The sequence below is a fragment of the Gordonia sp. UBA7599 genome, from assembly GCA_002477755.1.
In the GTDB taxonomy this organism is placed as follows: Bacteria; Actinomycetota; Actinomycetes; order Mycobacteriales; family Mycobacteriaceae; genus Gordonia.
In genome coordinates, this window is sequence record DLKD01000054.1 from 46,697 (window position 1) to 68,297 (window position 21,601).

Sequence of the window (21,601 nt, forward strand, 5' to 3'; positions counted from 1 at the left end):
CGCCCCTCATTCACAGCTCCGGCGCGATACGGTGGGACGACAACCCCGCACCGCAGGCCACGACGGGATTCACATGACCGCTGATCACATCTTCACCAACGCAGCAGTCTGGCAGCCGGCCACCGCGGCGCCCGCTAACACCGTGGCGGTCACCGGGGGCACTATCACGGAAATCGGCACCAACGTCACCCGGGAGTCCGTCGGTCCCGGCACCGAGATCCACGATCTGGGCGGGGCAAGCCTGCTACCCGGGTTCATCGACGCCCACGCCCACCCCGTCGCCGGGGGCCTCGCCGCACTGCGGTGCGACCTATCCGAACTCGCCCACGACCGTCGCGGCTACCTCGCGGCCATTGCCGAATACGCGCGTACCCATCCCGATGAACCCGTCATCAGCGGCAGCGGCTGGTATGGCGACGCGTTTCCCGGGGGTTTGCCGACGAAGCAGGATCTCGACGGTGTCGTCGCCGACCGCCCGGTGGTCCTGTCCAGCCACGACGGACACGGAATGTGGGCGAATTCAAAGGCGTTGCAACACGCCGGTATCGACGCCCACACTCCCGATCCCCCGGGCGGCCGGATCGACCGCGACGAGCACGGCGAACCGACCGGTGTCCTGTTCGAGCGGGCCTTCGACCCGGTCAATGCGCTGATCCCGGCCGACGGTCCCGGTCGACTGCGCGAGGCGCTGCTCACCGCGCAACAACGCCTCCACTCGGTGGGCGTGACCGGCTGGCAGGACGCGGGGGTGGGCATTCTTGCGTTCGGTCTCACCGACACCCTTGACACCTACCTGGCGGCCGACGCCGCAGGCGAACTCACGGCGCGGTGTGCGGCGCACTGTGGTGGTCACCAGAAGACGGGCCCGACCAGATCGATTCCATACTGGAGCGACGCGCGACGGCACGCGGTCCACGCTTCCACATCGACACCGCCAAGGTGATGCAGGACGGCATCTGCGAGAACTGCACGGCCGCCATGCTGCAGCCCTATCGCAATGCGCCAACCGACGCAGATCCGCGGGGAATGTCCTTCATCGACCCCGAAGAGCTCGACGAGGTGTGTGGACTCCTGGCCCGCCACGGGTTTCACATCCACATGCACGCTGTCGGCGATCGGGCCGTCCGGGAGTGTCTCGACGCCCTGACTGCTGCAAACGCCGAGCGCCCGGGTCTCCATCACCAGATCGCGCACCTCGACATCGTCGATCCGGCCGACGTCCCCCGGTTCGCCGAGTTGGGCGTTACAGCCAACATCCAGGCGCTGTGGGCTCGGCGCGACATCGAGATCGTCGAGCGCAAGCTCCCGCTCCTGGGGCCGGAGCGAGAGCGATGGCATTTCCCCTTCGGTTCCCTGGCCGCCGCCGGTGCGCAATTGGCGATGGGCTCTGATTGGCCGGTCACCGACCCGAATCCGCTGTGGGCGCTTCACACCGCGATCCACCGCACCGGTTCGACGGCCGATCCGCACGCCATCGGCCCCGACGCACGGACCGTCCCCCTACTCGCCCAACAGGCTCTCACTCTGCGACAGGCGCTCGACGCCTACACTTCGGGCGCGGCCCGAGTGACCCATTGCGCTGAGCGGGCCGGGACCATCGAGATCGGCAAAGACGCCGATCTCGTCGTACTCGACGGCAATATTTCCGACGCACCCGACATCGGGGAGATGGAGGTGCAGTCGACCATGGTCGGCGGCACCATGGTGTTCGAGCGCTAAGAACATCTACCGGCCGGCGCCGCGGGTGCCCCGTTCGGTCGCTGTGAAGTGGCGCTTGCACAATTCTCGGAATGCCGACGCACGGTTGGTCAGCCTCACCCCGGACAGGTTCGCGAGGACCAGTTCGAGTGCCGGTGCACTGTCGGTGAGTTCGATCGTGGCGACCGCACGTCCACCGTAGGTCAGTTCATGCGCCGGCCTCTGGTTGAGGATGGAGTATCCGAAGCCATGGGCCACAAGCGATCTCACGGTTTCAAAGCCCGTGCTGCGGAACCTGATCCGCGGGGTAAAGCCGGCACGTCGATGCAGAGACAGGAAGTAGTCGCGGCTGTGCGGCAGGTCGAGAAGCACCATCGGGTCGGTCGCGAACTCGCTCAGCGTGGCTTCCCGACGGCCCGCGCGCGCGATCGGGTGGTCGAGGGCCACGATCACGTATGGACGCACCATGGCCAGCGGCTGGTAGTGAATATCGCTCTCCCGGTCGAAGCCGTACATGAGGGCCAGCTCGCATTGACCTTCGCGAAGCAGCCGAGTGAGATCTGCGTGCTCACTCTCGATCACGCCCATCCGCACCTGCGGAAACTGCTGCTCGAACGCGGCCAGCAGCGTCGGCAGGCCGAAGGGTGCGATCGTCGAGAAGCAGCCGATGGTCAGATCCCCGATCAGCGAATTGCCCAGGCGCGCCGCCGAATCGGCGAGTTCCACCGAATGGTTGAGGAAGCTGCGCAGTTCCTGCCGAAAGTTGCGGCCCGCCGGCGTCAGCTCCAACCCCCGGGCATGCTGTCGGATCAGGAGTTGCACCCCGAGTTCCTTCTCCAACTGTGCGACCGCCGTCGACACGGCAGACTGGGACACCATGAGGACCTTCGACGCGGCGGTCATGCTGCCAAGGTCGGCGGCAGCCGCGAAGTAGCGGAGCTGAACAAGCGTGAAGGAGGGATCCTTGCCGGTCATGCTCGCCTCTCAGTCGCGTCGGTAGGACTCGGCTACATCATCAAAAATTGTGCAATGCATCAATACTATGAGCTTTACGGATGCTCGGTCGCCGGGGATTATCGAGAACGACACAACAGGTTTCAATCGCGAAAGAGGTTGCGGTGGCCAACGAGACAGTCGAGGTCCTCGTCATCGGGGCAGGGCAAGCCGGTATCGCCATGAGTGAGCACCTCGGTAAGCAGGGAATCGACCACCTGGTCGTCGAACGAGACCGCGTCGCCGAGCGCTGGCGCTCCTGGCGCTGGGACTCGCTGGTCGCGAACGGGCCCGCGTGGCACGATCGGTTCCCCGGCTCCGAGTTCACCTGCGATCCCGATGCGTTCGCCGGTAAGGAGGAGGTCGCCGACTACCTCCTCGCCCATGCCGAGAAGGTCGGTGCACCGATCCGCACCGGCGTCGAGGTGACCAAAGTGCGCAAGAACGAGGGCAGTCCCGGGTTCCACGTCGAAACCTCCGACGGCACGATCGACGCCCGGTTCATCGTGTCGGCGACCGGCGCGTTCCAGAAGCCGATCATTCCCCCGCTCGTCCCCGAGTCCGCGCCGATCACCCAGATCCATTCGAGCGACTACCACAATCCGCAGGAACTCCCCGACGGCGCGGTGATGGTCATCGGCGCCGGGTCTTCGGGTGTGCAGATCGCCGATGAGCTGCAGCGTGCCGGCAAGCAGGTCTACCTCGCCGTCGGGCCGCACGACCGTCCGCCGCGCAGCTACCGCGGCCGCGATTTCTGCTGGTGGCTCGGCGTCCTCGGACTCTGGGACGCCGCCACCCCGCCTGTGGGAGCCGAACACGTCACCATCGCGGTCAGCGGTGCCCATGGCGGCACCACCGTCGACTTCCGAGAACTGGCGGCAGAGGGCGTCATCCTCGTCGGGCGCGCCAACGAGTGCGACGCCGGAATCATGCGGTTCGGTACCGACCTCAAGGCCAACGTCGACGCCGGCGACGCCAACTACCTCGGCATGCTCGATGCCGCCGATGCTTACATCGAGCGAAACGGGCTCGATCTGCCCCTCGAGCCGGCCGCCCGCGAGATCGGCCCCGACCCGGAATGCATGACCAATCCGATACTGGAGCTCGACCTCGTCGCAGCGGGGGTCACAACGATCATCTGGGCCGTCGGTTTCGGTAATGACTACGACTGGCTGCAGGTGGACGCGTTCGACGACGACGGCCAACCCAGTCATCAACGCGGCGTGTCGTCGGAGCCGGGCGTCTACTTCCTCGGGCTGCCCTGGCTGTCGCGACGCGGATCGAGCTTTATCTGGGGGGTCTGGCACGACGCGAAGTACCTCGCGGATCAGATCGCGATCCAGCGCTCGTACGCCGCCTACCAGGCGCCGGCCGCCGACTAGCGCCACTGGGACTCGCGGGGGTCAACCCTTGGCGAGCCAGGTGGTCTTGAGACCGGTGAACTTGTCGATCGCGTGAACCGACAGGTCCGGTCCGAATCCCGAGGCCCCAAAGCCCCCGAACGGGGTGCCAGTAGAGAGGGCGTCGACGGTGTTGACCGACACGGTGCCCGCGTGCAGCGCCTCGGAGACCCGCAGTGCGCGGTCGAGGTTCGACGTCCACACGGATGCGGCCAGACCGTAGGGAGTGTCATTGGCCAGTGCGATGGCCTCCTCCTCGGAGTCGAACGGAATTACCGCAAGAACCGGTCCGAAGATCTCGTCGGTCACCACCGCCGAGTCGGCAGAGAGATCAGTCACGACCGTCGGCTCCATGAAGTACCCGCTCTTCCCGATACGGTTGCCGCCCATTGCGAGTGTTCCATCGGCCGCACCCACCTGTGCGTAGTGCAGTATCTGGTCGAGTTGTTTGCCTGACACGATGGGTCCCGCCGCCGACGCGGGATCGAGCGGATCGCCCGGGGAGTAACGGGCGGCATGTTCGACAATCTTGGCGACGAAGTCGTCGGCGATTTCTCGCTGAACGAGAAGTCTGCTGTTGGCCGAGCACACTTCACCGGAATTGCCGAAGATCCCGAAGCACGCCATGGTGGCCGCTTTGTCCAAATCGGCGCAATCAGCGAAGACCACATTGGGGCTCTTTCCTCCGCATTCCAGCCACACCTGCTTCATATTGGATTCGCCGCTATAGCGCAGGAACATCTTTCCCACTTCGGTTGATCCGGTGAATGTCAGACATGCGACACCTGGGTGCAGACCCAAAGCCCGGCCCGCCGTCGCGCCGAGGCCCGGCACGACATTGAACACCCCGGGCGGAATCCCCGCTTCGATGGCGAGCTCGGCGAGCCGCAGCACCGACAGGGGTGATTCCTCGGCGGGTTTGAGGACCACCGTGTTGCCGGCCGCCAGCGCGGGGGCGACTTTCCATGCGGCGATGTCGAGGGGGAAGTTCCACGGGACCACCGCGCCGACCACCCCCAGCGGCACTCGCCGCACCATTGCGACGCTGCCGTCGGAGGTGGGTGGCAGTTCTCCCGCGAGTTTGTCGATGACCTCGCCGTAGTAGCGGAACACGGCCGCCGCGCCGGGGACCTCGACGGTGAGGGAGTCGCCGATCGGCTTGCCCATCTCCAGCGTGACCAGCAGGGCGAGTTCGTCGATGTGGTCGCCGATGAGGTCGGCGAACCGGCACAACAGCGTTCCACGCTCGGTCGCGGACAGTCCCGACCACCCGGGAAACGCCTCCGCTGCCGCCGCCACCGCGGCGTCGATGTCAGCAGTGTCACCGGCGGCCACTTCGACCAACGGTTTTCCGGTGGCCGGGTTGACGACCGTGAAGCTCTCCCCCGATGCCGCAGGACACCATGCCCCGCCGATGAAAGACTGGGTGGGGAGGGTGGCCTCCGCGGCGCGGCGGCGCCAGTGGTCGGCGGTGGGTTCGCTTGGGTCGCTCATGACTCCATACTGAACGGAACATCGACCGGGATGTGTAAAACCAAGGTGAAACCTGGCGTTGTGTTATTGATCCACTGCATCAGGATTTCGAATGGCCATCCCTGTGCGCTGCGAGCCAGCGGGACACGAGCACTTAATCATCAGAAAAACTGATGCACTAGACCCATTCTTTCTGATTTATCTTTCACCGCTGATCGGTCAGACTTTTCCTGTCGCCCCGGTGTCGTGGCGTACATTTCCGCCACAAGCGAAAGGTCCGCCATGACCACAACCTCACCGGCTCCCCATCCAGATGTAACGGTGGAGCGCCGCACCATTGACCACATCCCGGAGGACGAGCGACACGGCAAAGGGCGAGACCTCTTCACGGTCTGGTTCGGCTCCAACATCATGTTGCTCACCATCATCACCGGAGCCCTCTCGACGACCGTCTTCGGCCTACCACTGTGGGCCGGCGTCATCGGAGTGCTCATCGGAAACATCGTCGGTGGCGTCGTCATGGCGTTGCACGCCGCCCAGGGACCCCAGATGGGCGTTCCGCAGATGCTGCAGACTCGAGCCCAATTCGGGTCGTACGGAAGCCTTCTCGTCGTCGTCCTCGTTGTCTTCATGTACCTCGGGTTCTTCGCGTCCAACGCCGTTCTCGGCGGCAAAGCGCTGGCCTCGGTGACCGGGATGCCCACCAATCTTGCGACCTTTCTGATCGGGTGTGTGAGCGTGGCCGCGACCATGATCGGCTACAAACTGATTCACGGACTCGCAGCCTTCCTCTCAGTCGTCGCCGGCGGCGCCCTGATCGTCGCCCTCGTGTGGATGGTGTGGGTCAACGGCCTGCCCGAGGGAACCTTCCACACCAACGGCTTCACTCTCGCCGGGTTCATGGCCACGATCTCCGTCGCCGCGCTGTGGCAAATCGCCTACGCGCCATATGTCTCTGACTACACGCGGTACATGCCCAAGGACACCGGGGTCCGCGCGGCGTTCTGGGCCACCTACGCCGGGTGCGTCCTTGGCTCGACCCTGCCCATGTTGCTCGGTGCCCTCGTCGGCGCGGCCTTGCCGAACTCGGACACTCTCGACGGGATGGGGACGCTGACCCACGGCGTCACCACGGGTGTCTTCATCATCTTCGCCGTCGGCGTGGCGGCCACCAACTCGATGGATCTCTACTGTGGCTCGCTGTCGACCATCACCATTGGGCAAAACCTCGTCCCGCGGTGGAAACCCGCCGCCATCAGCCGTGCCGTCACAGCTGTCGTCCTGTTCGGTATCGCCATGATCCCCGCGCTCCTCAGCGCCGAGAACTTCTTGGCCAACTACGCCAACTTCCTTGCCCTGCTGCTGTGCGTGTTGATCCCCTGGACCGCGGTGAACCTCGTCGACTACTACTTCCTCCGCCACGGCGAGTACGACATCCCGTCACTGTTCGAGCGTGACGGCGGCGAGTACGGAACCTTCAACTGGACTGCGATTGCCTGCTACTTCCTCGGCATCCTCATCCAGATCCCGTTCCTGTCGACCACCATTTTCACCGGCTTCGCGGCAAGAGCCATCGACGGCGTCGACATCTCGTGGATCGTCGGCCTCGCGGTGATCTGTCCGCTCTACTACTTCCTCATGAAATCGAAGGTCAAAGACAACCCGGTGACGCCTCGGGCGGTGACCGCATGAGCCCGACCCACCAGCGGATCCGCCCGTTCAACACCAAAGACACCTATCCCGAACAGAACCTGGACAACGACCTGTGCCAGGCGGTCGTCGCCGGCGGCGTGGTCTACCTGCGCGGTCAGATCGGTCAGGACCTCGACACCCGGGAATCGGTCGGTATCGGCGACGTGGCGGCACAGACCGAGAAGGCCATGGCCAACATCGCCATGCTGCTCGACGAGGCGGGCAGCTCGCTCGCCGACATCGTCAAGGTGACCGTGTATCTCACTGACATCCGCTACCGCGAGACCGTCTACACCGTCATGGGCCGATGGCTCAAAGGCGTGTACCCGGTGTCAACCGGCCTCGTCGTCGAGGCGCTGGCACGGCCCGAATGGTTGGTCGAGATCGACGCGACCGCCGTGCTCAGCGGTCCTGCCGGAGCATCGTCATGACGTTCTCCCTGGTGGCCCGCGACGCTGCGACCGGCGCCTTCGGAATCATCATCAGTTCGTCGAGCCCCGCGGTGGCGGCGCGATGTGCCCACCCGCGCGCCGGCGTCGGAGTCGTGGCCTCGCAGAACGTGACCAATCCGGCACTGGGTCCAACGGTGCTTGATGCGCTCACCGATGGCGCCGATGCACCCGCCGCACTGGCCGCCGCTCTGACGCAAGAGCGCTTCGTCGAGTTCCGGCAGGTAACCGTCGTGGACTCCGCAGGTCGCACTGCGGTCCATTCCGGTGCCAACAGCCTCGGTATCAACACCCATCTGGTGGGCGAGCAGGCGGTAGCGGCGGGCAACCTGCTCGCCGATGAGCGCGTGATCGCCGAATTGCTCGCCGGCTACGCGACGAGCGCGGCACCGGCATTCGAAGAACGTTTGCTCGACGGATTCCGCGCCGCACTGGCCGCCGGCGGTGAGGCCGGCCCCCTGCATTCAGCCGGAATGCTCGTCGTCGACGATGTGCCGTGGCCGGTGACTGATCTGCGGGTGGACTACAGCGAGGACCCGTTCCACGATCTGGTTGCCCTGTGGGAGCTGTGGAAACCACAGAAGGACGACTACCGGGTCCGGGGCGTCGACCCGACGAGTGCGCCCTCCTATGGCGTTCCGGGGGACGAATGAGCACCACTGCCGCGCTGGATGCCGCCGTGACCACGACAATCAGTGCGGCAGACGCCGGCCTCGTCCGTCTCTCCCGCGACCTCTACGACCATCCCGAGACCGCCTGGGAAGAAGTGCGCTCGGCGCAACGTGTCGCCGACCAGCTCGCCGACAGCGGGCTCACGGTGACCACTGAGTATTGCGGCTTGCCGACGGCGTTCTCCGCGACGATCGGTACCGGTGACCTGCATCTGGGGCTGTGCGCCGAATACGACGCCCTACCCGGACTCGGTCATGCATGCGGCCACAACCTGATCTCGGCGATCACCGTCGGGGCGGCGTGCGCTCTCGCGCCGCTCGTCGATGACCTGGGCATCACCCTGCACGTCCTGGGCACGCCCGCCGAAGAAGGCGGGGGCGGCAAGATCGAGATGCTCGAGCGCGGTGGATTCGACGGCCTGCACGCCGTCGCGATGGTCCACCCAGGTCCCGTCGACGTCGCCAGGGCCCGACCGTTTGCCGTCTCCCACAGCCACATCGAGTACCTCGGCAAGTCCGCCCACGCAGCCGCCTACCCCGACCGGGGCATCAACGCCGCCGACGCGTTCACCCTGGCGCAGGTCGCCATCGGGCTGCTGCGCCAGCAATTGCCGTCGTCGGTGCGCGTCCACGGACTGCTGACCCGCGGCGGAGAGGCCCCGAACGCCATCGCCGAGCGCACCGAAGGCCGTTGGTACGTTCGCGCGGAAACCCTGGCCGAACTGGCCGAGATCGAGCCCCGGGTGATGCGCTGCTTCGAGGCGGGTGCGCTCGCCACCGGAGCCTCGTTGACGGTCACTCCAGAATCCAAGCCCTACGCCGAGTTCCGGACCGACGACGAGCTCTTGGGATGCTACGAGCGGCGGGCAGTGGCCGTCGGCCGCACCTTCACGTCGGGCTCGGATGCCACCATGGCCCGGGCGTCAACGGACATGGGCAATGTGTCCCAGGTGCTGCCCGCGATCCACCCCTATATCGGTATCGATTCGCTGCCGGCGGTCAACCACCAACCCGAGTTCGCCGCCGCGACCATCACCTCGGCGGCCGAAGCCGCGATCAAGCAGGGCGCGGCGGCCCTCGCCGGCACCCTCGTCGACGCCGCAGTCACCGACTCCATCCGCGACCGACTACTCGGCGCCTGACAAACCAGGAGATCACCATGGACACCGCCATCGACTTTCTCTACCTGTCCGAACCCGACATGATCGCCGCGGGCGTGACCGACATGGCCGCCTGCGTGGACACCATGCAGGAGATGTTCAAACTCCTCTACGCCGGCGACTATCGGATGGCCGGACCCAACAGCGACTCGCACGGCGCGATGATCACGTTTCCCGATCCCCCGCCGTTCGCGACCATGCCACGCAACACCCCCGACCGACGGCTCATGGCTATGCCCGCATACCTCGGCGGCTCGTTCGGCACCTTCGGCGTGAAGTGGTACGGGTCGAATGTCGAGAACCGCGAAAAGGGCCTTCCCCGTTCGATTCTCATGTTCATGCTGTCCGACGTCGACACCGCTGCGCCGTTGGCACTGATGTCGGCGAACCTCCTCTCGGCGTATCGCACCGGCGCGGTCCCCGGAGTCGGCGCCCGGCTCTTGGCACGCCCGAATGCGACGACTGTCGGCATCGCCGGCCCGGGCGTGATGGCCCGCACCACCCTTGAGGCCTTCCTTGCCACCTGCCCGAACATCGACACCGTAAAGGTCAAGGGGCGAGGGCGGGCGAGCATGGAGAAGTTCATCGCGTGGGTCGCGGAGAAGCATCCCCGCATCACGACCATCACCGAGGTGGACACCTTCGAGGAAGCCGTGCGCGACAGTGACTTGATCACGTTCTGCACCACCACGGTTCCCGACGATCCGTCGACCTATCCGCTGATCAAGCGCGAATGGGTCAAGCCGGGCGCATTCCTGTCCATGCCTGCGGGATTGGAGATCGACGAGGCGCTTCAGGCTCCCGACGTGCGCAAGGTGGTCGACAACATCGGCCTCTTCGACGCGTGGGCGGCTGAGGAGGGCTATCCGACCCACAACCTCGTGCCGATCATCGGCTGCAAGTTCACCGACATGATTCACGACGGCAAGATGAGCCGCGACGACCTCGTCGACATCGGCGCGGTCGCGGCCGGCGAGACAATCGGGCGGCGCAGCGACGACGAGATCATCATCTTCGGGATCGGCGGCATGCCGGTCGAGGATGTCGCGTGGGGGACGCAGATCTACCGGAATGCACTCGCCAGGGGAATCGGTACGACACTGAATCTGTGGCAGTCTCCGGCGATGTCCTGACCACGAACAGCCGAAGGGAGGATCTATGGACGCCCAAGTGGTGGTGGTCGGGCTCGGTACATCAGGTTCGATGGCGCTGTGGCAATTGGCGCGCCGTGGCATCAGCGTGCTCGGCGTCGAACAGTTCGGCATCGGACACGCGCGAGGGTCTTACACGGGTGATTCCCGCCTGTTCCGGTCCACGGTGCACGAGGGCACGCGCTATGTGCCGCTCCTCCAGCGCGCCCGGGAACTGTGGCGCGAATTGGAGGCGGAGACGGGGCGGCACCTATACGACGAATGCGGTGCCCTGCAGATCGGGCCGGCAGGGTCGGGGTCGTTGAAGAACTCCCTGGAGTGCGCCGAGAAGTACGACCTTCCTTATGAACTGCTCGACGCCGACGCCTTGCGCGCCCGATACCCGCAGCACCGCGTCGCCGACGACGATGCTGCCGTTCTCGACCTGCGAGCGGGGAGCCTCTATCCGGAAGCGAGTGTGCTTGCAGCCGTCGAGGCGGCCACCTCCCACGGCGCGTCGGTGGTCACCAACACCGAGGTACTCGACTTCGACGAGGAGGGCGGACGCCTCAAACTGATCACCTCCGACGAGCCGATCACCTGCGACAAGGTGGTGGTCGCCACCGGTTCGTGGACGATGCGCCTGCGGCCCGACCTGCGTGGCTACCTACACGTCTTGCCGTTCGCCCTGACCTGGTTCATGCCGCGTCACCCGGAGATGTTTACCCCCGACCGGTTCCCGGTCTTCATCAGGGATTCCGACGGCGTGCACCTCTACGGCACGCCGACACACGACTCCTACAGCGTGAAAGTCGCCTGCGATCCCCAGTGGTCGGCCATCGCCGATCCCGATGAGATCCCGGCGTTCGAGCGGAACGAACTCCGCAAGGTGGGCGAGTGGGCTGCACGGTATCTGCCCGACCTCAATCCCGAGCCGGTGCGCCATTCGATGCACCACGATCTGTGTGCTCCGGGAGACTTCCCCATCATCGACATCGACGAGGATTCCGGGATGCTGTTGCTGACCGCGTTCTCCGGTCGGGGCTTCAAATTCGCACCCGTCTACGGTGAACTCGCCGCCGACATGATCACCGGTGAGCGCAACGACCTCTATGATCCAGGGTTCGCCCTGGCACAGCACGCCCGCTGAGCCTGCCAAAATACCGATCCACGCCACGATAGACAATGGGCCCAGGTCAGCACCGATCTGCAACGTCTGCCATCAACCTTCGAGTCACCGACTTGTGGCGGTTGTCAGGGGTCGAGTGTAGGGTGAACAGTAGTTCGAACAACACATTGTTCATGCAGTTCAGGGGGGGTGAATCCGATGACCGTCACCGACACCGACACGGACACCGACGCTGTGGTCGGGATCGCCCGGAACGTCGACGCCGCGACGACGGATCGCCTGTCGTGTCCGGTGGTGCTACCGGATTCACCCGGCGAGTTGGTGGCGGTGTTGCGCGCAACGATGGAGCGTCTCGGTGAGGCTTTGTGGGCGGCGGAGACCGAGGATGCGTTGTTGGCCGCCCATCGTGGGTTGGAGGCGGCGCGGTGTGCGGCGGTGGGGGTGGATGCGCAGTTGTTCACCGAGATCAACGACCGGTGTGCCTACACGCGTGAGGGGTTCACCCATCCGATCGGCTGGTTGGCCAAAGGCTTGCGCCTGGGGCGCGGCGAGGCCCGCAAACGGTGCCGCCGTGCGGCCAAGATCGCGTCGTTGACGTCGATGACCGGACAAACCCTGCCGCCCACGCTGCCGGCGACCACCGCCGCAGTCGCCGAGGGCGCAATCTCAGCGGCGCATGTCGATGAGATCGCCGAGGTCATCGCCCACATCCCCCATGCGTTGCCCGCTGATGTGGTGGCCACCGCCGAAACCGATCTGGCCGCGATGGCCACCACCTTGACCCCCTGGGAGCTGCGCAAAGCCGGTATCGCGCTGCTGTCGTATCTCGATCCTGACGGGTCGTTGACCGATGACCGTGATCGCGCCGGGCACCGCCGGCTGTCGCTGGCACCCCAAGACCGCCAGTTGATGTCGAAGTTGACCGGCCAATTGACCCCGGCGTTGCGCGCCAAGTTCGAGCTGGTGCTGGCCAACTACGCCGCACCGGGTATGAACAACCCCGCCGACAGTGTCGAGGAACGCATCGGCGGGTCGGTCACCGACATCGACCCCGACGACGAAGCGGCCGCCGAACGGTTGACCCAAGCTAGGCGCCGTGATCGGCGCAGCCCCACCCAACGCAACCACGACGCGCTGGAAGCGATGTGTGACTACCTGACCGGCCACGGCGGTCTGGGCAGTCCCCGCCGCATCCCCGGGCAATTCATCCTCACCGCCACCCTGGCCGATTTGAAAGCCGGGTGCGGACAAGCCCTGACCAGCACCGGCACCCTGATCCCCGTCGGTGCCCTCGTCGAGATCGCCGCCCGCCTCGACCCCAACCTGATCGTGTTCCGTGATCACACCCGCGAAATCCTCTACCACGGCCGCGCGAAACGCTCAGCGACGTTTGCCCAACGCTGCGCCCTGTTCGCCCGTGACCGCGGTGACACCAACCCCGACTCCGACACCGCGTTCATCCACACCCAAGCCCACCACCTCCCCGACTGGGCCAAAGGCGGCACCACCGACATCGACAAACTCACCGCCACCAGTGGCCCCAACAACCGCAACGTCGGCGACAAGCCCTACCAATGGGAAACCACCTACCAAACCCACGGACCCAACGCCGGAAAAGTGCAATGGCGCCTACGCTGCCGCACCGGACCCACCGGCACCCCACGAATCAACACCAGCTGCCACCCCGACGACCTCGCCCGAGCCACCATCCGACGCATCAGAACCAGCCGCGGCAAAGGCACCGCCCACGCCGACCCACCCCACGACCTCAACCCCAACGTCGAAACCCGACTCACCACACGACTCGGCTACACCGAACTCTGAGAATCGTGCCCGCCCCCTGGGCGAGTCACGCCGACCCATGGTGGCGGTCGTCCGGAAGTGCCACGATGAGAAGCGGATACCTTCAGCGCACGGAGGGCCGCGATCGGACGGATCGACATGGATGGTTCCGATGACAACCGCATACTCCGCGTCGGCGTCGCCTTCGCCGCCGTAGTGATTGCTGTGGTCGCCCTGCGCGGCCGGCTCCCCGACGTGGACGCTTCCTCTGCCGAGCAGGAACCCGCCGACGGTTTCGCAACCATGGCGACGCTCGTCTCACTCGGATTGGTGGCGGCCGCGATCCTGGCGATCACCTTGGCCAGTGCACTCCGGGCACAGCGCACCCAACGGCCGACCCTGATCGTGCGCCGATCCGGGAAAACACGCCTGGGCCGACGCGAAGTCCTGGCCGTGGTCGTCGCGGTCACGACGGTCCTGGTCGCCCTCGGTGCACTTGCAGCAATCCGCGGCCCCGCCGTTCCCGACCGGCCAGAGCCGGAACCGGCACGGACAGCAGAACACCGCTCCCCTGAACGCAACACAGACGGCGGCCGCGCCCCGTCCGCCCGCCCAAACCCGACATCGGAGATTCCCACGACGCCGATCCTGGTAGTGGCCGGACTCCTCGTCGCGCTGGCCGTCGGTGGAACCTTGGTGCTCGCAGCCCGATCACCCCGTGTTCTCGTCGAATCACCTCCACCCCGGCCCGACGATGCCTCGCACCCCGTCGCCGACAGCGACGACCCCGATGCATTGGTCCGAGCCGCGACTCTCGGTCTGGCCGAGGTCGATGCACCCGGACGGGATCCGCGGGCGGCGATCATCGCCTGTTACGCCGCAATGGAACGAGCGCTGGCCAGGGAGCCCGACGTCGCCCCACTACCTTCGGACACTCCGTCCGAGGTGCTCGACCGCGCGGTGGTCCGCGGCGCGCTGCACGCGGAAAGCCCCGGAGCCCCACTCGTCGGGTTGTTCGCCGAGGCCCGGTTCAGCCCACACCGACTGACCGAGGAACACCGCGAGTCTGCGGTGACGTGGCTGCAGATCCTGCTCGACGACCTGGGCGGCCGCAGATGAACACCCTACTCAGGACTGTCCTGGCCGTGATCATCGCGGTGGCGGGCCTTGAGATCTTGCTCGCCGCAGGCCGATTCCGACCGTATGCACTGTTGGCCGGTGCCAGCGCTGCAGCCCTCACGCTGGGCGCCCTGCGGCTGTTGGTGACCGTCGGCGCGCACCGCCGATCCTCGACACCTGCGGACACCTGGCGTGACGATGCGCTGGTTCGCTGGCAGGCCCGCACCCGCATCCTGATTGATTGGGCCGACGGATCGCGTGGCGAATGGGACCGTCATCTGCGCCCCATCCTGGCGCGGGAGTTCCTGATGGCCACCGGTAAGCGAGGTGGTCCGGCGGGGGTCGGCAGGACGGGGAACACCGCGGCGACCGGGTTGATGACGTTCGGCCCCCAACTGTGGGCGTGGGTGGATCCTCAGGGCGCCGACTACGACCGCCGAGACGAGGCCGGACCCGGCCGAGAAGTGCTCGACGCCATCCTCGTGCGATTGGAGCAGCTGTGACCAGGGGACACGGCGCAATGTCGGTAGCGGCCACGGCCCGACGAGCCGACGAGGTGCTGACCGAGATCGAGCGCATAGTCGTCGGGAAACGAGAAGCGTTGAAGCTCATCTTGACTGCGGCGCTCGCCGGTGGGCACGTCCTGCTCGAGGATCTTCCCGGCCTCGGCAAGACCTTGATCGCACGGTCGTTCGCGACGGTTCTCGGTCTCGACTTCACACGCGTGCAGTTCACCCCGGATCTGCTGCCGGCCGACTTGCTCGGCTCAACGGTCTACGACATGTCCACCGGCCGGTTCGAGTTCCGACCCGGACCGGTCTTCACCAATCTGCTGCTGGCCGACGAGATCAACCGGACGCCACCCAAGACGCAGGCGGCCCTGCTCGAGGCGATGGCCGAGGGTCAGGTCAGCGTCGACGGTCAGACCCGCCCGCTGCCCACCCCGTTCATGGTGCTGGCCACCGACAACCCGATCGAGTACGAGGGCACCTATCCCCTGCCCGAGGCACAACGCGACCGCTTCGCACTTCGACTTCGCCTCGGCTATCTCGACGAGGCCGGCGAAACCGAGATGCTGCAGCGTCGCCTGGACCGCGGGTCCGCGCCGCCGCAACTCGCCCAGATTGTCGACGCGGCCGAAGCCTCGGCCATGCGCGAGGCCGTCGAACAGGTCGATGTCCACGCCGACGTGGTGCGCTATGTGGTCGCCTTGGCCGCCGCCTCCCGCAGCCACCCGCAGGTGGAGGTCGGGATCAGCCCGCGCGCCGAGCTGGACCTGGTGCAGATGGCGCGCGCCCGGGCAATGTTGGCCGGGCGCGACTACGTGATCCCCGAGGACGTCAAAGCACTGGCGCCAGCCGCAACCGCTCACCGGATCAGCCTGCGTCCCGAAATGTGGGTCCGCCAGATTCACGGCGACGACGTGATCGACGAACTGTTGCGCCGCCTCCCCGTCCCGCGCACATCGGGATGACGACCTTCGCCGACGGTGATCGGGTACCACTCGTCTGGCGTCCGTCCCCGCTGACCGTATCGGTGGCTACCTGCGCGGCAGTCGCCCTGGTACTGGCAGTGCTCGCGGGCCGCTGGCAACTTGCCGCGTTTGCGGCACCGTTGGTCGGGATCCTCGTCGCCATCGGCGCACCTCGCGATGAGGCCACCATATGGGTCCGACCCGACCCACCATCGGTTCGCCTCTTCGAATCCGAGACCGCAGAGTTCACGATCCGCGCCGAATCCGACGCCGCCGACGCCCTTCTGACCGTCGAAGCAGTCGTACCCCGAGACGGCGTGGAAGCGGTGCTTGAACCGGGCAGCGACGCTAGCGCCGAGCTGCAGGTCACCGCCCAGCGATGGGGTCGCTATCGCGCCCCGGTGCGCGTCCGCGCAACCACCCGGTCCGGCTTCTTCGCAGCGTCGGCGATCGTTGTCGCGGCCGACGTATGGGTTTTCCCGGTGGCCGAGCCACCGGCCACACCACTGCCTCGCGCCGAGTTACCCGACCGGATCGGCACCCACCTCACCCGTCACCACGGACTGGGCGTGGAGTTCGCGGACGTCCGCCCTTACGTTCCTGGCGATCCGTTGCGGACCGTGAATTGGCGGGTCAGTGCGCGGCGCGGGAACCTCCACGTCACCGACCGATTCACCGACCGATCGGCCGACGTCGTCGTCATCCTCGACACCCATCGGCAACCGCACGGGCCCGCCACCGCGGCCACCGACCGCGTGGCGCGCGGCGCGACCCAAGTCGTCGACACCGCCGTACGATCCGCCGACCGGGTAGGTGTCGTCGTACTGGGCCACAGCGTTCGGTGGCTCCGGCCCGACATCGGGCGCCGCCAGTTCTACCGGGTACTCGACACCATCCTCGACGCCGTGTCTGCACCGAAGCGGCCCGACGGTTCGCTCGCCCCCCGCCGGGCCCTGCCGCCGCATGCAATCGTGATCGCATTCTCCACCCTGCTGGACACCGATTTCGCGCTGGCGCTGATCGATCTGCGAACGCGGGGGCACCGCGTCATCGTCGTCGACGTCCTACCCGGTTCCCCGTTCGCCGACGAACCGGAGCCGACGATCGCCCGGTGGTGGCGACTCGAACGGTCCGGAATGTACCGGGATCTCGCCGCGGTCGGCGTCGACGTGGTGCCGTGGCGTGACGACGTCGGACTGCACCTGGCGATGCAGATCGTCGGGGCGCGGGTGGGACCGGGGAGACGACGATGACCACGACATGGCTGCTCGACACCGCCACGACGGTCCTCGCGCTCGGTGCCGCCGTCGCCACGCCGCTCGGGTGGCGTTTCCGCCCGGCCGCGACGCTCGCCGTGATCTGTATAGCCGGGGTGCTCGCCCTGGTCGAGGTGCCGGTGCTGATCGCAGTGGCCGCCGGCGGCCTGGCCGCGGTGTACCTTCTGGCCGTCCACTCGGTGGCGGTCCCGGGGGTGAATGCGCTCACCGCGCCGGTGGTCGGTGCAGCGCTCAGTGGCTGCGCAGTCGCACTGTTCGCGAGCATCGTGCCCGTCACGTGGGCGTGGTGGCCGCTGCTCGGGCCGATCGCCGCGGTGGTGGTCTATGCAGCGGCGATCAACCCGTTGGTGTCACCGGTATCAAGGCCGCACTGACGACCTCGGCATGCCGGAGTAGACGGTCGATCGAGTACCTATCGGGGTCCTGGAGCCGCAGTCGCACGATCTCATCGGCAATCGCGTGCAGGGAGCGCGCGCTCAGTTCGGTGTCGCCCCCGCCACCGTCGACTTGGTCACCGATCACCCGGGTCACGTACCCGAGCACGGACGCACGGGCGCGGACGAGGTGGGCGTACAGCTCCGGCGGTCCCCCTTCACCGGGCATCATGAACATCCGCCACGTCGCGGGATGGGTGTCCACCGCTGCGAGGACGCCGGCCATCACCTCCGAAAACGTTTCCGACGCGGCGTGATCGTGCACCGCGCCCAAGAATCCCTCCCCGGCCCGATTGATCTCGCGATCCACCAATGCGATGAGCATCGCATTCAGACTTCCGAACTGCTGGTACACGACCGTCCGACTGACCGCGCAATCCTGCGCAACACGGTTGATCGTGACTGCGTGAAAACCCTCCTCGTCGACGATCGTGCGACACGCATCGAGCATCTGCTCCTGTCGCAGAGTGGGCGGCAAACGTGTCTGGACCACTTGACCACAATAACTTACATGTCGTAAGTTGCCTAGCTAACAACATGTAAGTTAGAGACAAGGCTTGGTGCGGTGGGCAGTCGGAAGCGCGTCATCATCTGGGGACCGGGCGAGGTCGGCGGCGCGACGCTGCGTGCCGCCCACGCGGACGACGCCATCGAGGTCGTGGGCGTCAAAGTGTTCAGCCCCCACAAGGACGGCCGAGATGCCGGCGAGTTGGTGGGCATCGAGCCGATCGGCATCCGAGCGACGACCTCCAAGCGGGAGATCCTCGACCTCGACGCTGATTGCGTCATCGTGACGCCACTGCCGTCATCCATCCTCGAGGGGATCGACGCCGATGTGATCGCCCTGCTCGAGTCAGGGAAGAACGTGGTCACCACCGCGGCCTATCACAACCTCGCGATGCCCAACTGGCACAACCAAGCGACGACGCCGATGTCCCGACTCCGGGAGATGTCGCGCTCCAACGGACTGTGGCGCGACGCCGCCGAACGGCGGACCATGCGATTCGGACGGGCCCTGACGGCGTCCAAGCGCTTCGATTCCATCGGCAACTTCGCACTCAAAGGCGTTGCCGAGCAACGTTTCCCGGCCCGCGCCACCCCCGAACGCATGCTGGACGCGTGTCGTAAGGGCGGTGTGACACTGCATGGCACCGGTGTCCATCCAACGTTCATGGTCGAGCGACTGCTCAAGCGGATGTGCCAACCGCTCTCGGAGGTGTCCCACATCCGCTTCGTCGAGTCGGTCGACTTCTCCCACGCCCCCGACGGCATGTGGGGCGGCCTGAAGTTCTTCGGCTTCGGCCGCGGCATCGCAGATATCGACACCGACTGGTTCCTCGCCAAAGCCGGCGACTTCTACTACGGCGACCTCACCGGCAATGTCGCCCACGCGTTCTACGGCGCGCATCCCGACGAGGTTCGCGTCGAACGCTCGATGCGCGCGCTCCCGGCCAAGTCCGACATCCAGATCGGGTCGACGCACATTGCACGCGGCACTGCCGCAGTGATGCACATGACCCACCGCGGATACCTCGGCGACCACCACTTCTTCACCAACGAGGAATGCTGGTACCTCACCCCGGAGAACGCCTTCCGCGGCGACGACCTGCCCTACGGAAACTTTCCGCCCCACGGCGGATACACCTTCGAGGTGACTGGCAAACCCACCTCGTTCCGTGGCCAGTTCGCGAGCCCGGAGCTGCGCCCCCACGGCAACATGATCACCGCTGCCTCGGCCAACGCACTGGTCGACGCCGTGATACCCACGTGCGACGCCGCACCCGGCGTCCTTATCGACGACGCCGAACCCTTCTACCGACCGGCGACCGGAGGCACTCGATGACCACACCCGTCACGCTGTGGACCGACCGGCCCGTCGACACCGGCGCACTGCCACACGGCACGGTGCGCGTCGATTCGCTCGCAGAGGCTCTCGCCGCCAGCCGCGGTTGCACCGTGATACTCCGCACCGACGACACGCCCATCGACGACGACGTCCTGCACCTCCTGTCACAGGGCGTCGATGTGATCACCACCGGCACGCTCACCGTCGGCGACGACGCCCTCGAGGAGGCGTGTGCGCGCGGGCGAAGTACCTTCCACCACACCGGCCGCCACGTCTTCTTGGTCGAGCTTATTGCCGCCACCGTCCTCCAAGCGCCGACCAGCGCCTCGCACATCCGCGTCGTCGAGGTCTATCAGGGCACCGTGCGCGCCGACGATCGACGCCACCGCGCGGGTGTTCACGCGCTGGCCGCCGCCATGTTCGAGGCGGATCCCGGCGACGTCGCGACCGAGACAACGAAAGACGGCGACAACCCGATTCTGCTCGTGCGCGGTCTCCTCAACGGGGTCGAGTTCTACCGAGGCGAGATTTTCGCCGGTGTCACACAGCCCACCGGCCCGTCCGATCACCTGCCGTTCGGGGATGTCGCCGGCGTAGCCACGTACGCCATCACCGTCGCCGCCGATCCCGGCGACCTGCAGATGCAGTGGCAGATCGACCGTGACGACCCGGCGCTCGATGCGAAACTCGCCTTCGACGCGGTCGCCGCGGTGATCGCCGCACCACCCGGCATCCTTCTCGTCGACCCCAGCCCGCACTACCGTCCTGACGATCGCCTCCCCGCCTGACAATCCACCCGCCTCACCGAAAGCCCCGCCTCACCGAAAGCAGAGCCATGTTCGACGAAACCAAGTTCCAAGAAGCGCTCGCCCTCCCCCGCCTGCGCCAGCCGATTCCCGAGTTCCTGCCGGGCAACCGTGCCGGCGGTCAACTCCGCACGCTCACCGAGCCGGAACTCAACGCGATGACCACCGAATGGTTCGCCGACTACGAGAAGAAGATCGCCTTCTACGCCGAACACGGCTTCGACATCGCGTGGACGCTGGAGTGGGCCAAGAAGTACTGGTGGAGTTGGCTGATGCGCGACATGTCCCTCAACCACGAGCTCTACACCGAGGACCTGCGCTACAAGGACCCCTCTACCTTCGGGCGCATCCTCGTCGGCCAGGAGGAGTTCGTCACCTACAACTTCGCCTTCTTCGACGCCATCCCCGACTGGCGCTACGACCCGCTGCCCGGGCAGGTCTACATCGATCTCACGCCCGACGGTGAGCTGCGCATGTGCATCCGCTACATCGGAACAGGCCATTTCAGCGGGGCGCTGAAGTTCTACCCGTACGACGACAACGCCCCGGTGTTGCACGGCAACGGCACGTTCGTGCAGTGTGCGGCCATCGACCGGTACCACTTCAATGCCGACGGACTCATGTACGAGGGTGAGACCGTCTTCGACCTGCTCGACGCTACCCAGTCGGCGGGCATCCTGCCCGGAGACGACAGTCTCGTGTTCAAGACGCTGTTCAGCGCCAGCCGGATCCCGGCCATGCTCAACCGCTTCCGCTCACGCGGGTAAGGGCCTACGCTCTGGTCCGGCGCCTAGGTGCGACCGGGTAAGTGTCAGGCTTGGGATTTCCGCGTCCAGGTCGGCGTCCAGGCGTCACGGTCAGCGCGGTTGGGTTGTACCGCTGCGATGTAGTCACAGGTGGGATCGCCCTGTTGGCGACCCCTGCACTTCTCTCCCGGCGGGGGTTCGAGTCGTGACCGTTCGAGTCACAACAAAACCCTGGTGAGACATAACGTCTCACCAGGGTTTTACGTCGGGCTGACAGGATTTGAACCTGCGACCACTTGACCCCCAGTCAAGTGCGCTACCA

At 66.3% G+C, this 21,601-nt stretch carries 21 protein-coding genes; 18 read left to right on the forward strand and 3 right to left on the reverse strand.

Annotation, left to right across the window (positions count from 1 at the left end):
* The first annotated feature begins 73 nt into the window (after positions 1–73).
* Together B4L26_RS06905 and B4L26_RS06910 are read left to right on the forward strand one after the other, a co-directional pair.
* Entirely contained in the window at positions 74–943 is an 870-nt protein-coding gene (locus B4L26_RS06905) for an amidohydrolase (RefSeq protein WP_290717398.1), read from the forward strand.
* The gene (locus B4L26_RS06910) at positions 943–1,719 is read left to right on the forward strand and encodes an amidohydrolase (RefSeq protein ID WP_290717400.1); all 777 of its coding nucleotides are present in this window, start codon (positions 943–945) and stop codon (positions 1,717–1,719) included. The genes B4L26_RS06905 and B4L26_RS06910 overlap by 1 nt, the downstream gene beginning before the upstream one ends.
* Positions 1,720–1,725: 6 nt before the next feature.
* Here the strand turns inward: B4L26_RS06910 and B4L26_RS06915 are convergent, their stop codons facing one another.
* Positions 1,726–2,673, reverse strand: coding sequence for a LysR substrate-binding domain-containing protein (locus B4L26_RS06915; RefSeq protein WP_290717402.1), 948 nt, complete (start codon positions 2,671–2,673; stop codon positions 1,726–1,728).
* Between the two features lie 143 nt (positions 2,674–2,816).
* Here B4L26_RS06915 and B4L26_RS06920 point away from each other — a divergent pair, with 143 nt between their 5' ends.
* Entirely contained in the window at positions 2,817–4,073 is a 1,257-nt protein-coding gene (locus tag B4L26_RS06920; protein WP_290717404.1) for a flavin-containing monooxygenase, read from the forward strand.
* Positions 4,074–4,094: 21 nt separating this feature from the next.
* Here the strand turns inward: B4L26_RS06920 and B4L26_RS06925 are convergent, their stop codons facing one another.
* Positions 4,095–5,585, reverse strand: coding sequence for an aldehyde dehydrogenase family protein (locus B4L26_RS06925; protein ID WP_290717406.1), 1,491 nt, complete (start codon positions 5,583–5,585; stop codon positions 4,095–4,097).
* A 261-nt stretch (positions 5,586–5,846) separates the two neighbouring features.
* Between B4L26_RS06925 and B4L26_RS06930 the strand changes: the two genes are divergently transcribed.
* The 12 genes from B4L26_RS06930 to B4L26_RS06985 all read left to right on the forward strand — a co-directional run bounded on the left by B4L26_RS06930 (position 5,847) and on the right by B4L26_RS06985 (position 17,821).
* Positions 5,847–7,256 carry a purine-cytosine permease family protein gene (locus B4L26_RS06930; RefSeq protein WP_290717408.1) on the forward strand — a complete coding sequence of 470 codons (1,410 nt, stop codon included), beginning with the start codon at positions 5,847–5,849 and terminating at the stop codon, positions 7,254–7,256.
* Positions 7,253–7,687: a RidA family protein gene (locus B4L26_RS06935; RefSeq protein WP_290717410.1), complete on the forward strand. Its 435-nt coding sequence runs from the start codon at positions 7,253–7,255 to the stop codon at positions 7,685–7,687. The genes B4L26_RS06930 and B4L26_RS06935 overlap by 4 nt, the downstream gene beginning before the upstream one ends.
* Entirely contained in the window at positions 7,684–8,358 is a 675-nt protein-coding gene (locus B4L26_RS06940; RefSeq protein ID WP_290717412.1) for a DUF1028 domain-containing protein, read from the forward strand. The genes B4L26_RS06935 and B4L26_RS06940 overlap by 4 nt, the downstream gene beginning before the upstream one ends.
* Positions 8,355–9,518: a M20 family metallopeptidase gene (locus B4L26_RS06945; protein ID WP_290717414.1), complete on the forward strand. Its 1,164-nt coding sequence runs from the start codon at positions 8,355–8,357 to the stop codon at positions 9,516–9,518. The genes B4L26_RS06940 and B4L26_RS06945 overlap by 4 nt, the downstream gene beginning before the upstream one ends.
* A 17-nt stretch (positions 9,519–9,535) precedes the next feature.
* Positions 9,536–10,669: a tyramine oxidase subunit B gene (locus B4L26_RS06950; RefSeq protein WP_290717416.1), complete on the forward strand. Its 1,134-nt coding sequence runs from the start codon at positions 9,536–9,538 to the stop codon at positions 10,667–10,669.
* Positions 10,670–10,694: 25 nt separating this feature from the next.
* Positions 10,695–11,816 (forward strand): N-methyl-L-tryptophan oxidase, encoded by a 1,122-nt coding sequence (gene solA, locus B4L26_RS06955; protein ID WP_290717418.1) that lies wholly within the window; start codon positions 10,695–10,697, stop codon positions 11,814–11,816.
* 177 nt (positions 11,817–11,993) lie between these two features.
* The gene (locus tag B4L26_RS06960) at positions 11,994–13,619 is read left to right on the forward strand and encodes a DUF222 domain-containing protein (protein WP_290717420.1); all 1,626 of its coding nucleotides are present in this window, start codon (positions 11,994–11,996) and stop codon (positions 13,617–13,619) included.
* 117 nt (positions 13,620–13,736) lie between these two features.
* A complete protein-coding gene (locus B4L26_RS06965; protein WP_290717421.1) occupies positions 13,737–14,696 on the forward strand; it encodes a DUF4129 domain-containing protein in 960 nt (319 codons plus the stop codon).
* Positions 14,693–15,199 carry a hypothetical protein gene (locus tag B4L26_RS06970; protein WP_290717423.1) on the forward strand — a complete coding sequence of 169 codons (507 nt, stop codon included), beginning with the start codon at positions 14,693–14,695 and terminating at the stop codon, positions 15,197–15,199. Before B4L26_RS06965 ends, B4L26_RS06970 begins: the two co-directional genes overlap by 4 nt.
* A gap of 17 nt (positions 15,200–15,216) precedes the next feature.
* Complete coding sequence (locus tag B4L26_RS06975; protein ID WP_290717440.1) at positions 15,217–16,170, forward strand: AAA family ATPase; 954 nt, start codon at positions 15,217–15,219, stop codon at positions 16,168–16,170.
* A complete protein-coding gene (locus B4L26_RS06980) occupies positions 16,167–17,423 on the forward strand; it encodes a DUF58 domain-containing protein (protein ID WP_290717425.1) in 1,257 nt (418 codons plus the stop codon). Before B4L26_RS06975 ends, B4L26_RS06980 begins: the two co-directional genes overlap by 4 nt.
* The gene (locus B4L26_RS06985) at positions 17,420–17,821 is read left to right on the forward strand and encodes a hypothetical protein (RefSeq protein ID WP_290717426.1); all 402 of its coding nucleotides are present in this window, start codon (positions 17,420–17,422) and stop codon (positions 17,819–17,821) included. The genes B4L26_RS06980 and B4L26_RS06985 overlap by 4 nt, the downstream gene beginning before the upstream one ends.
* Here the strand turns inward: B4L26_RS06985 and B4L26_RS06990 are convergent.
* A complete protein-coding gene (locus tag B4L26_RS06990) occupies positions 17,784–18,374 on the reverse strand; it encodes a TetR/AcrR family transcriptional regulator (RefSeq protein WP_290717427.1) in 591 nt (196 codons plus the stop codon). The two genes, B4L26_RS06985 and B4L26_RS06990, sit on opposite strands and share 38 nt — an antisense overlap.
* Positions 18,375–18,446: 72 nt before the next feature.
* On the opposite strand from B4L26_RS06990, the gene B4L26_RS06995 reads away from it, so the two are divergent.
* Genes B4L26_RS06995 through B4L26_RS07005 form a run of 3 tightly spaced genes read left to right on the forward strand, consistent with a single transcriptional unit; the run spans position 18,447 to position 21,300 of the window.
* Positions 18,447–19,724, forward strand: a complete 1,278-nt coding sequence (locus tag B4L26_RS06995; RefSeq protein ID WP_290717429.1) for a hypothetical protein — start codon at positions 18,447–18,449, stop codon at positions 19,722–19,724.
* Entirely contained in the window at positions 19,721–20,515 is a 795-nt protein-coding gene (locus B4L26_RS07000; RefSeq protein WP_290717431.1) for a hypothetical protein, read from the forward strand. The genes B4L26_RS06995 and B4L26_RS07000 overlap by 4 nt, the downstream gene beginning before the upstream one ends.
* Positions 20,516–20,562: 47 nt before the next feature.
* A complete protein-coding gene (locus B4L26_RS07005; protein ID WP_290717433.1) occupies positions 20,563–21,300 on the forward strand; it encodes a nuclear transport factor 2 family protein in 738 nt (245 codons plus the stop codon).
* Positions 21,301–21,601 lie beyond the last annotated feature (301 nt).